Raw genomic sequence first — 13,175 nt, forward strand, 5'->3', positions numbered from 1 at the left:
CAGGAGCGGCGGATTCATAGGTTAGGCTTCCTGCCATCCATGACGGCCAGGTGCCGCTCGCATGCCCACGACGACGCGGGCCGCGGTGCATCACGACCACCAGGAGCTCGCTCTGTCCAGCCTCGCGATGATCGCGCCGTTCGCCACGCACGAGGGCGAGAGCGGTGGATTCCATGCGCCGTCGATCACGGACTTCTTCCCGCCGCCGATCCTGTTCGAAGGCACGATCTTCGAGTTCAACCGGATCCAGATGGTGCGGGTCATCGCGGCCGTCGCGCTCGTCGTGATCATGGTCATCGCGGCGAAGCGCGCGAAGCTGGTCCCGGACCGCTTCCAGAACGGCATCGAGCTCCTGCTCGACTTCGTCCGCGTCAACGTCGCGGAGGAGATCCTCGGCAAGGACCGTGCGCGCAAGTACGTGCCGCTGCTGACGACGCTGTTCTTCGCGATCCTCGCGTTCAACATCACGGGCATCATCCCGGGCCTCAACATCGCCGGGACGTCGCTGATCGGCCTGCCGGTCGTGCTCGCGCTGTGGGTCTACGTCATGTACCTCGGCGCCGGCGTCAAGGCGCACGGCGTGGGCGGCTTCCTCAAGGCCAGCCTGTTCCCCCCGGGCGTGCCGTGGTTCATGTACGTCCTGCTGACGCCGATCGAGTTCCTCACGGTCTTCATCATCCGGCCCGCCACGCTGGCGATCCGACTCATGGCCAACATGGTCGCCGGGCACCTCATGCTCGTGCTCTGCTTCTCGGCCACCCAGTACTTCATCTTCGAGGCCGCGCCCGCCATGAAGGCGTTCGGCGCCCTGACCTTCGTCTCGGGCTTCGCGATGACGCTGTTCGAGGCGTTCGTCGCCGCGCTGCAGGCGTACATCTTCGTCGTCCTGACGGCCGTCTACATCAGCCTGTCGGTCGAAGAGGAACACTGACCGTCGTCCCCACCCCCGAGGGCCCCCGCGGTCCTCACCCCACGATCGAGTAGCCGGCCGACCGGTCGGGTACCCAACGGAAGGAACGAGCAACCGTGGCTCTTGCGGACACCAGCACCATCCTCGCGGCGGCGGACGCCGTCTCGGGCAACATCGCGACCGTCGGCTACGGCCTCGCCGTCATCGGCCCCGGTATCGGTCTGGGCATCCTCATCGGCAAGACGATCGAGGGCATCGCCCGCCAGCCCGAGGTCGCCGGCCAGCTGCGCACGACGATGTTCATCGGTATCGGCTTCGTCGAGGTCCTCGGCCTCCTCGGCCTGATCACGGGCTTCCTCTTCCCGTGAGCCTCGCCGCGCTCCCCGCGGCCTTCGTGACGGCCGCGGAAGGGGGCGAGGAGGTTCAGGGCATCGACCTGATCATCCCCGCTCCGTACGACATCTTCTGGTCGTCGGTCGTCCTGCTGATCATCGCGATCGCGTTCTACAAGTACGCGCTCCCGAAGTTCCAGGCGATCCTCGACGAGCGCACCGCCAAGATCGAGGGCGGTCTGGCCAAGGCCGAGCTGGCCCAGGCCGAGGCCGCCGCCGCTCGTGACGAGTACCAGGCACAGCTCCAGGAGGCCCGTACCGAGGCCGCTCGCATCCGCGAGGAGGCACGCGGCGAGGGCAGCCAGATCGTCGCCGAGGCGCGCACCAAGGCGTCCGAGGAGGCCGCACGCCTCACGGAGACCGCGCACCGCCAGATCGAGGCCGAGCGTCAGCAGGCCGCCGTCCAGCTCAAGCAGGACGTCGGGACCCTCGCGACCGAGCTCGCGTCGAAGATCGTCGGCGAGGCCCTGGAGGACGAGGTGCGCCAGTCGCGCGTCGTCGACCGGTTCCTCGACGAGCTCGCCGCCAACACCGCCAGCACGGCGGACGCAGGTAAGGGGAACTGATGCGCGGGACGAGTCGGGCGTCGCTGGCGGCGGCCGAGGAGCGGTGGGAGCCGGTCCTCGATGCTGCCGGTGCGCAGTCGTCGGAGCTCGGCGAGCAGCTGTTCGCCCTGGTCGACGCGCTGGACTCCTCCGGCTCGCTGCGCCGGACGCTGGCCGACCCGTCGATCGACGGCGACGCCAAGGCCGGGCTCGTCGGGCGCCTGCTCGCCGCTGCCGACCCCCGGGTCGTCGACGCGGCCCAGGGGCTCGTCCGGTCGCGCTGGTCGGCCGACGAGGACCTGACCGAGGCGACCGAGCACCTCGCGTTCCACGCGGTGCTCGCCACGGCCGAGGCCGACGGCTCCCTGGCCCGCGTCGAGGAGGAGCTCTTCCGCTTCTCGCGCGCGCTCGCCGGGCAGCGCGAGGTGCGTCGGACGCTGTTCGACACGACCGTGCCGGCCGCGGCTCGCGCGAAGCTCGTCGAGGACATCCTCGCCGGGCGGACGTCGCCGGTGACCGCGACGCTCGCGAAGCGGCTCGCCGCCGCCCCGCGCGGCCGTCGCTACGTCGCGGCGCTCGGCCACCTCGCGGACCTCATCGCGGCCCGCCGGCAGCGGCAGGTCGCGACGGTGTCGACGGCCACGCCGCTGAGCGCCGCGCAGCGTGACCGGCTCGCCGAGATCCTCGAGCGCGCCTACGGGCGGGTCGTGCAGCTCAACGTGGTGCTCGACCCGCACGTGCTCGGTGGCCTGCGCGTGCAGGTCGGCCCTCAGGTCGTGGACGCGACCGTGCTGGCGCGTCTCGCCGACGCCCGACGACGACTTGCCAGCTGACCGGTGCCCGCCCCCGCGAGTGCACCCATGACCTGTGAGACCGCACGCACCGCGTGCGTCCGATGAGGAGAAGGAACAATGGCTGAGCTGACGATCCGGCCGGAGGAGATCCGGGCCGCGCTGGACAGCTTCGTGAAGAGCTACGAGCCGAGCGGTGCGGTGTCCGAAGAGGTCGGCCGCGTCACGCTGGCCGGCGACGGCATCGCGCAGGTCGAGGGTCTGCCGGGCGCGATGGCGAACGAGCTGCTGCGCTTCGAGGACGGGACGCTCGGCCTCGCGCTGAACCTCGACGTCCGCGAGATCGGTGTCGTCGTCCTCGGCGAGTTCACCGGCATCGAGGAGGGCCAGGAGGTCCGCCGGACCGGCGAGGTGCTCTCGGTGCCCGTCGGCGACGGCTACCTGGGCCGCGTCGTCGACCCGCTCGGCCAGCCGATCGACGGCCTCGGCGAGATCGCGACCGAGGGTCGTCGTGCCCTCGAGCTGCAGGCCCCCGGCGTCATGGCCCGCAAGTCGGTCCACGAGCCGCTGCAGACCGGCATCAAGGCCATCGACTCGATGATCCCGATCGGCCGTGGCCAGCGTCAGCTGATCATCGGCGACCGCCAGACGGGCAAGACGGCGATCGCGATCGACACGATCATCAACCAGAAGGCGAACTGGGAGTCGGGCGACCCGACCAAGCAGGTCCGCTGCATCTACGTCGCCATCGGCCAGAAGGGCTCGACCATCGCCTCCGTGCGTGGCGCCCTCGAGGAGGCCGGCGCGCTCGAGTACACGACGATCGTCGCGGCTCCCGCGTCCGACCCCGCCGGCTTCAAGTACCTGGCGCCCTACACCGGCTCGGCCATCGGCCAGCACTGGATGTACGGCGGCAAGCACGTCCTCATCGTGTTCGACGACCTGTCGAAGCAGGCCGAGGCGTACCGCGCCGTGTCGCTGCTGCTGCGCCGCCCGCCGGGCCGCGAGGCGTACCCCGGTGACGTCTTCTACCTGCACTCCCGCCTGCTGGAGCGTTGCGCGAAGCTCTCGGACGAGCTGGGCGCGGGCTCGATGACCGGCCTGCCGATCATCGAGACCAAGGCGAACGACGTGTCGGCGTACATCCCGACCAACGTCATCTCGATCACCGACGGCCAGATCTTCCTCCAGTCCGACCTGTTCAACGCCGACCAGCGTCCCGCGGTCGACGTCGGCATCTCGGTCTCCCGCGTCGGCGGTGCCGCGCAGGTCAAGGCGATGAAGTCGGTCTCCGGCACGCTCAAGCTCGACCTGGCGCAGTTCCGCTCGCTCGAGGCGTTCGCGATGTTCGCGTCCGACCTCGACGCGACGTCGCGCGCCCAGCTCGCCCGTGGCGCACGCCTCACCGAGCTGCTCAAGCAGGGCCAGTACTCGCCGTTCCCGGTCGAGGACCAGGTCGCGTCGATCTGGGCCGGCACCAAGGGCAAGCTCGACGACGTCCCGGTCGAGGACGTGCGCCGCTTCGAGTCCGAGCTGATCGACCACCTGCGCCGCAACACCGAGGTGCTCACCACGATCGCGTCGACGGGCAAGCTCGACGACGAGACGACGGACGCCCTCGCGAAGGCGGTCGACGACTTCCGCGACGGCTTCCTCAAGGGAGACGGCACCCCGCTCGTCGGCAAGGCGGACGAGGCGGCGGACGTCGAGGTCGAGCAGGAGCAGATCGTCCGGCAGAAGAAGGCCTGACGTGGCCGGATCGCAGCGCGTCTACAAGCAGCGGATCAAGTCCACCCAGTCGCTCAAGAAGATGTTCCGGGCGCAGGAGCTGATCGCTGCGTCCCGCATCGGCAAGGCGCGGGACCGCGTGAGCATGGCGTCGCCGTACTCGCGGGCGATCACGCGCGCCGTCTCGGCGGTCGCGACGCACTCCAACGTGTCCCACCCGTTCCTCGTGGAGCGGTCGGACACGAAGCGCGTCGCGGTCCTGCTCGTCGCCTCCGACCGCGGCATGGCGGGCGCCTACTCGGCGTCCGTGATCCGCGAGACGGAGCGGCTCATCGCACGGCTCGAGGGCGAGGGCAAGCAGGTCGCCCTCTACGTCTCGGGTCGTCGTGCGGTGACCTACTACACGTTCCGTGGGCGCGAGCTCGTGGCGCAGTGGTCGGGTCACTCGGACGCACCGTCCCCCGACGTCGCCCGGGAGATCGCGGACACGCTGCTCGACGCGTTCCGCGCCCCGGCCGAGGAGGGCGGCATCGCCGAGGTGCACGTCGTCTACACGCAGTTCGTCAACATGGTGACGCAGCGTCCGCGCGTCGTCCGGATGCTGCCGCTCGAGGTCGTCGAGGGCGTCGCGCCCGCCGACGACAAGGGTGCGCTGCCGCTGTACGACTTCGAGCCGAACCCCGAGGTCGTGCTCGACGCGCTCCTGCCGCGCTACGTGCGGTCGCGGATCTTCGCGGCGCTGCTCCAGGCCGCGGCCTCGGAGCTCGCGGCCCGTCAGCGCGCGATGCACACCGCGACGGACAACGCCGAGGACCTCATCCGCACGTACACCCGCCTGGCGAACCAGGCCCGCCAGGGCGAGATCACCCAGGAGATCAGCGAGATCGTGTCGGGCGCCGACGCGCTCGCGTCGGCCTCCTGACCCCGACCGCACGACCCCAGACCATGCCGGAGCGCCGCTCCGGACGAGCGAAGCGAGGCCAGACATGACCGCCACCACCGTCGACGAGACGGCCGCCACCGCCGGCACGCCCGGCGTGGGTCGGGTCGCCCGCGTCATCGGTCCGATCGTGGACATCGAGTTCCCCGCGGACCAGATCCCCGAGCTCTACAACGCGCTGCAGGTCGACATCGACCTGTCGGCCCAGGGTGAGGGCGAGGGCGCCTTCACGATGACGCTCGAGGTCGCCCAGCACCTCGGTGACTCGCTCGTCCGCGCCATCGCGCTCAAGCCGACGGACGGCCTCGTCCGGGGCGCGCAGGTGCGCGACACCGGCGCGCCGATCTCGGTGCCCGTCGGTGACGTCACCAAGGGCAAGGTCTTCAACGTCATCGGCGAGGTGCTCAACGCCGAGCCGGGCGAGACCATCGAGATCACCGAGCGCTGGCCGATCCACCGCAAGGCGCCGGCCTTCGACCAGCTCGAGTCGAAGACCACGATGTTCGAGACCGGCATCAAGGTCATCGACCTGCTGACGCCGTACGTGCAGGGCGGGAAGATCGGCCTGTTCGGCGGTGCGGGCGTCGGCAAGACGGTCCTCATCCAGGAGATGATCCAGCGCGTCGCCCAGAACCACGGCGGTGTGTCGGTGTTCGCCGGTGTCGGCGAGCGCACGCGTGAGGGCAACGACCTCATCGTCGAGATGGAGGAGGCGGGCGTCTTCGACAAGACGGCTCTCGTCTTCGGCCAGATGGACGAGCCGCCGGGCACGCGTCTGCGCGTCGCCCTGTCCGCGCTGACGATGGCGGAGTACTTCCGCGACGTCGCCAAGCAGGACGTGCTGCTGTTCATCGACAACATCTTCCGGTTCACGCAGGCCGGTTCCGAGGTCTCGACGCTGCTCGGCCGCATGCCGTCCGCGGTGGGCTACCAGCCGAACCTCGCCGACGAGATGGGTCTGCTGCAGGAGCGCATCACCTCCACGCGTGGTCACTCGATCACGTCGCTCCAGGCGATCTACGTCCCCGCGGACGACTACACCGACCCGGCCCCGGCGACGACGTTCGCGCACCTCGACGCGACGACCGAGCTGTCGCGTGAGATCGCGTCGCGCGGTCTGTACCCCGCCGTGGACCCGCTGGCCTCGACGTCGCGCATCCTCGACCCGCGCTACGTGGGCCAGGAGCACTACGACGTGGCGACGCGCGTGAAGTCGATCCTCCAGCGCAACAAGGAGCTGCAGGACATCATCGCGATCCTCGGCGTCGACGAGCTGTCCGAGGAGGACAAGACCGTCGTCGCGCGGGCGCGCCGCATCCAGCAGTTCCTCTCGCAGAACACCTACATGGCCGAGAAGTTCACCGGCGTCGAGGGCTCGACGGTCCCGGTGTCGGAGACGGTCGAGGCGTTCAAGAAGATCGCGGACGGCGAGTTCGACCACATCGCCGAGCAGGCGTTCTTCAACATCGGCGGGCTCGAGGACCTCGAGCGCAACTGGGCCCGCATCCAGAAGGAGTACGGCGTCTGAGACCCGTCCGTCCCGCGCCCGGCCGCAACGCCGGGCGCGGGAGGTCGGTTCTCCGCCGACGGCGCGTCGCAGGGCGCGCCGCCCCCGCATCGAACGTGAAGGAGGAGGTCCGTGGCTGACCTCGAGGTCGACCTCGTCGCGACCGACGGCAAGGTCTGGTCGGGCACCGCTCGTCAGGTGTCGGCGCCGGCCGCCGACGGTGAGATCGGCATCCTCGCCGGCCACACCCCGATCCTGTCGGTGCTCCGCCCCGGCGAGGTCCGGGTCCAGCCGGTCGGCGGCGGCGAGCCGCTGCGCTGGCACGTGGACGGCGGCTTCCTGTCCGTCGACTCCGACACCGTGACCGTCGTCGTCGACACGGTCGCGTCCGGCACCCGACCGGCCTCCGCCGGCGACACGCACTGAGGTCGACGCGACGGTGAGCCCCGTGGTCGTCGGCCTGCTGATCGGCGCTGCCGCGCTGCTCCTGGCCGTCGTGCTCATGTGGGTCTCGCGCGTGCACGCGCTCGAGCGGCGGGTGGGCTCGTTCCGGTGCGCCGTCGGCCGGTCCGAGTCCGGACCGTGGTCGCTCGGCATCGCCCAGTACGGCTCCCAGCGGCTCTACTGGTGGCGGCGCTGGTCGCTCGCGCCCCGCCCGTCGCTGCGCTGGGACCGCTCCGGTCTGGCCGTCGTCGAACGCGTCGCGGGGACGCACCCGAGCGGCGCCGACGTCGTCGTCGTCACCTGCCGCGTGAGCGGCCGCACGGTCCACCTCATGATGGCGCCCGACGCGTACGCGGGGCTCACCTCGTGGATCGAGGCGACGCCGTCGCACGTCGGCTCGGTGATCTGAGGGCTCCGTCCCCCCGCCGTACGCCCCGTCTTCACAGAAGGTCGTCGTCCATGCGTCTCGTCGTCGCCTCGTGCGCCGCCCGGTACAGCGGCCGGCTCAACGCCCACCTCCCGCGGGCGACGCGTCTGCTCGTCGTCAAGGCCGACGGCAGCGTGCTGCTGCACTCCGACGGCGGCTCGTACAAGCCGCTCAACTGGATGAGCCCACCCTGCACGATGGCGGTGGGGGAGCCCGACGACGAGTCCCGCGCTGCGGGCGTCACGGCCGTGTGGACCGTGCAGCACACGAAGTCCGACGACCGGCTCGAGATCGACCTGTACGACGTCCTGCACGACTCGGCGCACGACCTCGGCGTCGATCCCGGTCTCGTGAAGGACGGTGTCGAGGCGCACCTCCAGGAGCTCCTGGCCGCGCAGATCCTGCTGCTCGGCGACGGGCACACGCTCGTGCGCCGCGAGTACCCGACGGCGATCGGCCCGGTCGACATCCTCGCGAAGGACCCGCTGGGCGGCACCGTCGCCGTCGAGATCAAGCGCCGCGGCGACATCGACGGCGTCGAGCAGCTCACCCGCTACCTCGAGCTGCTCAACCGCGACCCGCTGCTCGCTCCCGTGCGCGGCGTGTTCGCGGCGCAGGAGATCAAGCCGCAGGCCCGCGTCCTCGCGACGGACCGCGGCATCTCGTGCCTGGTGCTGGACTACGACGCCATGCGCGGCGTCGACGACGTCGACTCGCGCCTCTTCTAGACCGCCCTACGCCCTACGCCCTACGCCCTACGCCCTCCGGCTCCGATGCCGGACGGTGTGCGTCGCGCGTCACACCACCCCCCGCTCCGCGCTCGCGCCTGCTGCGCTACCGTGTTGAACACGTTCAGTTGAACATGTTCAATCGTGAGGAGCTGGGGCATGGACGAGGCGGAGACCCGTCGCGACGTGGCGCGTGAGGCGCCGGACGGCGACATGCTCGCGGCTGGTGAGGTGCCGGAAGCCGTCGAGGTGCCGGAGAGCGAGAGCGACGAGGTGCGGGGGGCCGACGAGGTGCCGGAGCCCCGCGCGGTGCGTGGGGCCCGCGAGGTGCGCGACACGCGTGCGCTCGTCCGGGCCACGGCGCTGCGGCTGTTCCGGGAACGCGGCTACGCGGCGACGACGATGCGGCTCGTCGCGCAGGAGGCGGGTGTCGCGACCGGAAACGCCTACTACCACTTCGCGTCGAAGGACCACCTCGTCCAGGAGCTCTACCTCGACGTGACGCAGGACCACGCGCGGCGCTCCGCGGCGATGCTCGCCGCGGGCGGTGATCTTCCGACGCTGCTGCGTGGCGTGCTGCACGCCGGCCTGGACGCGTTCGCCGGGTACCACGCGTTCGGGACGGAGTTCATCACCGTGGCGATCCGGCCCACGTCGGCGGCGAGCCCCTTCTCCCCGGCGTCCCGCGGCGCGCGCGCGACCAGCGACGACGTGTTCCGCCAGGTCGTCGACGCCGCCGCACCCGCGGTACCGCGCCACCTGCGCGCCGACCTGCCCGAGCTCCTGTGGCTCGCGCAGCTCGGCGTCACCCTGTTCTGGGTGCACGACGGGTCGCCCGACCAGCGGCGCACGCGCGCGCTCGTCGACGGGGCGGCACCGCTCGTGGGCCGCCTCGTGAGCCTCGCGCGGCTCCCTGTCGCCCGGCGCGTCACGGACGACCTGCTGCACCTCGTGCGCGAGGCGATGCGGGTCGAGGACGACGACGTCGGGCGCGCGGGCGACGCGAGCGGACGGGAAACCGCCGACGCGCACGTCGTGGGTGGCGGCGGGGCGCGGCGGGCAGGCACGGTGAGCGCCGACGTGCGGTCGCCGGGCGGCGGGTCGGCGGACGGCGCGTGAGCACCGACGTGCTGGGAGCCCCCGCGCTGACCGTCGTCCACGTGGTCGTCGGGATCGGTGCGGCGGTCGTCGTGCCGCTCGGTCTGCGCCTGCTCGGAGCCCACGTGGTCCCGCGTCCCGGGTCCGCGTGGTGGCCGCTCGCCGGCCTCGCCGCGGGCGTGAGCGTCTGGATCCCCGTGGGGCCGGTCGCGGCGGTGCTAGCGACTCCGTTGGCGCTGGCGGGCCTGGTGCTCGCGGCGGCGAGCGTGCGGGTCCTGGTGCGCCCGCCCGTGACGCTGGACGTGCGGGTGCGCCGCTGGGCGGTCGCCACCGCACTGGTCACGCCCGCGATCGGGGCGGCCGCGCTCGTCACGGAACGCGCGGGGTGGGGGCTGCTCGGCTTCGGTGGCACGTACCTGACGCTCACCGTCCCGCACATGCTGTTCGCCGGGTTCGGTGCATGCCTCGTGACGGGCCTCGTGGCGGGGGTCGCACCGAGCCGCGCGGCCGACGTCGCGGCGGGCGCTGTCCCGCTCGGGGTGCTGCTCGTGCTCGGCGGCTACTTCGTGTCGGACACCGCGGAGCTCGTCGGCGCCGTCGTGCTCACGGTCGCGCTGTGGTGCGCCGCCGCCGCGGTGCTGCGCGGGTCGTCGCGCGTGACGGGCGCGGGGGGCGCCTCGGCCCTCGAGGCGCGGCGCGCACGGGTGCTGCTCCGCATGGGCGCCGCGGTCGTCGTCCTCGCGATGCTGCCGGCGCTGTGGTGGGCCGTGGGCGAGGCCTTCGGGCTGCCGCACCCGGGGCTCGACGTCATGGTCACGACGCACGGCGTCGCCAACGCGCTGGGGTTCGTCGTGTGCACGCTCGTCGGGCTCGCCGTGCTCGGGCACCGCTCGTCGCCGAACCCGGGCACCGCGGACGACCGCGGTCTCGGTCGAGACGCCGGTGCGCACCCACGCGTCCCGCGCGAGGCACGTGGTCGCGACGCCGACCTCCGGCATGGCGCAGGTGGTCGCGACGCGGGCGGCCGCCACGGCGAGGTCGGTCGTGGCTCGGGTGTCCCGCACGGCGACGTCGGTCGCGGCGACGGCCTCACGTACGCCGAGGTGGGAGCCACGCTGCGCGGCGACCGCCCCGCGGGCTACCGGTGCACGGCCAGGCGGTGGCGCGTCGCCGCGCACGCCACGGCCGAGGAGGCGGCCGCGCTCGGCGACGACCTGCTGGCGTGGCGGATCCAGGCGGAGGCGGGCGTCCGCGTCGAGGCCGACGGTCCGGCGCGACGGGGGGTGCGCGTCGTGAGCCGTCCGGGCGTCGGGCGGCTGCGTCTGACGGCGCCGTGCGTCGTGGTGGCCGTCGACGAGGCCGCGTGCCACACCGCGTTCGCGTACGGCACCCTGCCGGGACACCCGTTCCGCGGGGAGGAGCTGTTCGCGGTCGAGCGGGGCGCCGACGGGAGCGTGTGGTTCGTCGTGGAGGCGTTCTCCCTGCCGACCGCGTGGTGGACGCGCGTGGCGTGGCCGGTCGTCGGCGTCGGGCAGCACGCGTACGCCCGGGCGCTCGCCGGCGCCGCGCGACGTCTGCACCGCGCGCGGACGGCCTCGCGCACCACCGCACCCCTCGCAGGCGGGGGCGACCGGTGACGGGCGCGGCACCGTCGTGGGGTCCGGCGGCGGAGGGGCACGGGGTGGACCCGACCGGCGCACCCGCACCCGCACCCGCACCCGCACCCGCACCCGCACCGGAGCCGCCGCGGAGCGCGGCGTGGCACGCCGGGCTGGTGCGCGGACCCGCGCGGGTCGCCCTGCTGTGCGCGCTCTGCTGGGTGGTGGCGACGGCGCTGAGCCTCGTCTACGTCCTCGTGTCGGTCGCGGTGAGGGGCTTCCGGGCGGTCGCGGGCGGCGCGGGCGGACCGGGCGGCGACGTCGAGGGCGCCGCGATGCTGCTCGTCTACCTGCCGGTCGTCTGGCTCTTCGCGATCGTGCCGGTCGTGGTCGTGGGATGGCCGGCGGGCCTCGGACTCGCGTGGCTTCTCCGGCGTCGCGCGCGCGAGGTCGAGCACGTCGTCGCGTTCGCCGCGGTGGGTGCCGTGCTGGCCACGGCGCTGGTCCGGCCGCCGGTGACGGGTGGGTGGCCCGAAGCGCTCCTCGTGGGCGCCGTCGTGGCGTCGCTGGGCGCGGCGGGGGCCGGCGGCGGACGCTGGTGGGCGGGCGCGGTCCTCCGCCGCCGGGCTGCTCGCGGTGAGCTGGCCCACCGCCCGGGGATCGCCCCGCCTCCCCCGTGGTGGTGATGACGTCGACGGCGCCGACGCGGCACCGGCCACGGGCGGCACGCGGGTGCGGCAGGATGCTCGCGTGAGCGTCGACTCCTCCCACGACCCCGCCGGCCCGACCGGCTCCGCACCGCTCGTCCTGCGCGGACGGGTCGTGACCCCGGCCCGGGTGCTGGACGACGGCGTCGTCGTCGTCGAGGGCGCGTCGATCGCGTGGGTCGGACCCGCGGACCGGGTCCCGGCTCCCTGGCGCGCCCCGGGGGAGGCCGTCGGCACGCTCCTGCCGGGCCTGGTGGACGTGCACTGCCACGGCGGCGGCGGTGCGAGCTTCCCCGACGCGGCTGACGTCGAGACGGCGCGCACGGCGGCGCACGAGCACCTGCGGCACGGCACGACGAGCCTGGTCGCGTCGCTCGTGACGGCGCCGCGTGACGTCCTGCTCGGGCGGACGGCGGTGCTGGCCGACCTCGCCGACGCGGGCGACGTCGTGGGGATCCACCTCGAGGGACCGTTCCTGTCGGCGGACCGCTGCGGGGCCCAGAACCCCGACGACATGCGGCCGGGCGACGCGGCGCTCGTCGCGGAGGTGGCCGCGGCCGCCCGCGGCCATCTCGTGACGATGACGGTCGCGCCGGAGGTGCCGGGCGTCGCGGACGGGAGCGGGACGGCGGACGCGCGCGCGGACGTGCTCGCGGCGCTCGTCGCCGCGAGGGCGCTGCCGTCGGTCGGCCACACGGACGCGTCGGCGGCGCAGGTCGACGTGGCCGTCGACCGGGCGTTCGACCTCCTGGCGTCGGCGCCGGCGGCGCGGTCGGGGCGCCTGACGGCGACGCACCTGTTCAACGGCATGCGCCCGCTGCACCACCGCGACCCGGGGCCGATCGCGGCGTGCCTGGCGGCGGCGGCGCGGGGCGAGCTCGTCGTCGAGCTCGTGGCCGACGGCACGCACCTCGCCGACGACACGGTGCGCGCGGTCCTCGACCTCGTCGGTCCGGGGTCCGTCGCGCTGGTGACCGACGCGATGGCGGCCGCCGGGATGCCCGACGGCGACTACCGCCTGGGCCCGATGGCCGTCCGCGTGGCCGACGGGGTCGCACGGATCGTCGAGGCCGAAGGGCCGACGCCGCCGGGCGGCGGCGCGATCGCGGGCGGTGTCGCCCACCTGCTCGACGTCGTGCGGAACGTCGTCGCGGCGGGCGTGCCGCTCGAGGACGCGGTGCTCGCGGCGGCGACGACGCCCGCCGACGTGCTGGGTCGGCGCGACCTGGGCGCCCTCGTCGCGGGCCGGCGGGCCGACGTCGTGGTCGTCGACGACGCGCTCGCACCGGTGCGGGTCATGCGCGCGGGCGCCTGGGTGGCCTGACCGGCGGGGCGACGGTCGTCGTGGTGCGGGACGACG

General features: G+C 73.3%; 14 protein-coding genes. All 14 read left to right on the top strand.

Annotated features, from left to right (window positions below):
* Positions 1–127: 127 nt before the first annotated feature.
* The 14 genes from atpB (at position 128) to KOV94_RS09065 (ending at position 13,139) form a co-directional block, all read left to right on the top strand.
* On the top strand, positions 128–931 hold the full coding sequence (gene atpB, locus KOV94_RS09000) for a F0F1 ATP synthase subunit A (protein ID WP_124342296.1): 804 nt from the start codon (positions 128–130) through the stop codon (positions 929–931).
* A gap of 95 nt (positions 932–1,026) precedes the next feature.
* Positions 1,027–1,278 carry an ATP synthase F0 subunit C gene (atpE, locus tag KOV94_RS09005; RefSeq protein WP_013771954.1) on the top strand — a complete coding sequence of 84 codons (252 nt, stop codon included), beginning with the start codon at positions 1,027–1,029 and terminating at the stop codon, positions 1,276–1,278.
* Positions 1,275–1,868 carry a F0F1 ATP synthase subunit B gene (locus KOV94_RS09010; RefSeq protein WP_124342284.1) on the top strand — a complete coding sequence of 198 codons (594 nt, stop codon included), beginning with the start codon at positions 1,275–1,277 and terminating at the stop codon, positions 1,866–1,868. Before atpE ends, KOV94_RS09010 begins: the two co-directional genes overlap by 4 nt.
* Positions 1,868–2,680, top strand: coding sequence for a F0F1 ATP synthase subunit delta (locus KOV94_RS09015; protein ID WP_124342283.1), 813 nt, complete (start codon positions 1,868–1,870; stop codon positions 2,678–2,680). The genes KOV94_RS09010 and KOV94_RS09015 overlap by 1 nt, the downstream gene beginning before the upstream one ends.
* A 78-nt stretch (positions 2,681–2,758) precedes the next feature.
* The gene (gene atpA, locus KOV94_RS09020; protein ID WP_124342282.1) at positions 2,759–4,387 is read left to right on the top strand and encodes a F0F1 ATP synthase subunit alpha; all 1,629 of its coding nucleotides are present in this window, start codon (positions 2,759–2,761) and stop codon (positions 4,385–4,387) included.
* A 1-nt stretch (position 4,388) separates the two neighbouring features.
* Positions 4,389–5,288, top strand: a complete 900-nt coding sequence (locus tag KOV94_RS09025; protein WP_124342281.1) for a F0F1 ATP synthase subunit gamma — start codon at positions 4,389–4,391, stop codon at positions 5,286–5,288.
* 64 nt (positions 5,289–5,352) lie between these two features.
* Positions 5,353–6,834, top strand: coding sequence for a F0F1 ATP synthase subunit beta (atpD, locus tag KOV94_RS09030; RefSeq protein ID WP_124342280.1), 1,482 nt, complete (start codon positions 5,353–5,355; stop codon positions 6,832–6,834).
* Positions 6,835–6,945: 111 nt separating this feature from the next.
* On the top strand, positions 6,946–7,239 hold the full coding sequence (locus tag KOV94_RS09035) for a F0F1 ATP synthase subunit epsilon (RefSeq protein ID WP_124344552.1): 294 nt from the start codon (positions 6,946–6,948) through the stop codon (positions 7,237–7,239).
* 13 nt (positions 7,240–7,252) lie between these two features.
* Positions 7,253–7,666, top strand: coding sequence for a DUF2550 domain-containing protein (locus KOV94_RS09040; RefSeq protein WP_124344553.1), 414 nt, complete (start codon positions 7,253–7,255; stop codon positions 7,664–7,666).
* A 50-nt stretch (positions 7,667–7,716) separates the two neighbouring features.
* A complete protein-coding gene (nucS, locus tag KOV94_RS09045; RefSeq protein WP_124344554.1) occupies positions 7,717–8,412 on the top strand; it encodes an endonuclease NucS in 696 nt (231 codons plus the stop codon).
* A gap of 159 nt (positions 8,413–8,571) precedes the next feature.
* Positions 8,572–9,531: a TetR/AcrR family transcriptional regulator gene (locus KOV94_RS21225; protein ID WP_308160457.1), complete on the top strand. Its 960-nt coding sequence runs from the start codon at positions 8,572–8,574 to the stop codon at positions 9,529–9,531.
* Entirely contained in the window at positions 9,528–11,147 is a 1,620-nt protein-coding gene (locus KOV94_RS09055; protein ID WP_218051840.1) for a YndJ family transporter, read from the top strand. The genes KOV94_RS21225 and KOV94_RS09055 overlap by 4 nt, the downstream gene beginning before the upstream one ends.
* Positions 11,148–11,191: 44 nt before the next feature.
* On the top strand, positions 11,192–11,794 hold the full coding sequence (locus KOV94_RS09060; RefSeq protein WP_218051841.1) for a hypothetical protein: 603 nt from the start codon (positions 11,192–11,194) through the stop codon (positions 11,792–11,794).
* A gap of 64 nt (positions 11,795–11,858) precedes the next feature.
* Positions 11,859–13,139, top strand: a complete 1,281-nt coding sequence (locus KOV94_RS09065) for an N-acetylglucosamine-6-phosphate deacetylase (RefSeq protein ID WP_218051842.1) — start codon at positions 11,859–11,861, stop codon at positions 13,137–13,139.
* Positions 13,140–13,175: the final 36 nt, after the last annotated feature.

It is taken from the genome of Cellulomonas algicola, assembly GCF_019024305.1.
GTDB lineage: Bacteria > Actinomycetota > Actinomycetes > Actinomycetales > Cellulomonadaceae > Cellulomonas > Cellulomonas algicola.

What these genes read in the sequence shown, in the direction of transcription:
- KOV94_RS09015 (WP_124342283.1), top strand. Translation starts at nt 1,868, where the DNA reads ATGCGCGGGACGAGTCGGGCGTCGCTGGCGGCGGCCGAGGAGCGGTGG.
- nucS (WP_124344554.1), top strand. Translation starts at nt 7,717, where the DNA reads ATGCGTCTCGTCGTCGCCTCGTGCGCCGCCCGGTACAGCGGCCGGCTC.
- atpD (WP_124342280.1), top strand. Translation starts at nt 5,353, where the DNA reads ATGACCGCCACCACCGTCGACGAGACGGCCGCCACCGCCGGCACGCCC.
- atpB (WP_124342296.1), top strand. Translation starts at nt 128, where the DNA reads ATGATCGCGCCGTTCGCCACGCACGAGGGCGAGAGCGGTGGATTCCAT.
- atpA (WP_124342282.1), top strand. Translation starts at nt 2,759, where the DNA reads ATGGCTGAGCTGACGATCCGGCCGGAGGAGATCCGGGCCGCGCTGGAC.
- KOV94_RS21225 (WP_308160457.1), top strand. Translation starts at nt 8,572, where the DNA reads ATGGACGAGGCGGAGACCCGTCGCGACGTGGCGCGTGAGGCGCCGGAC.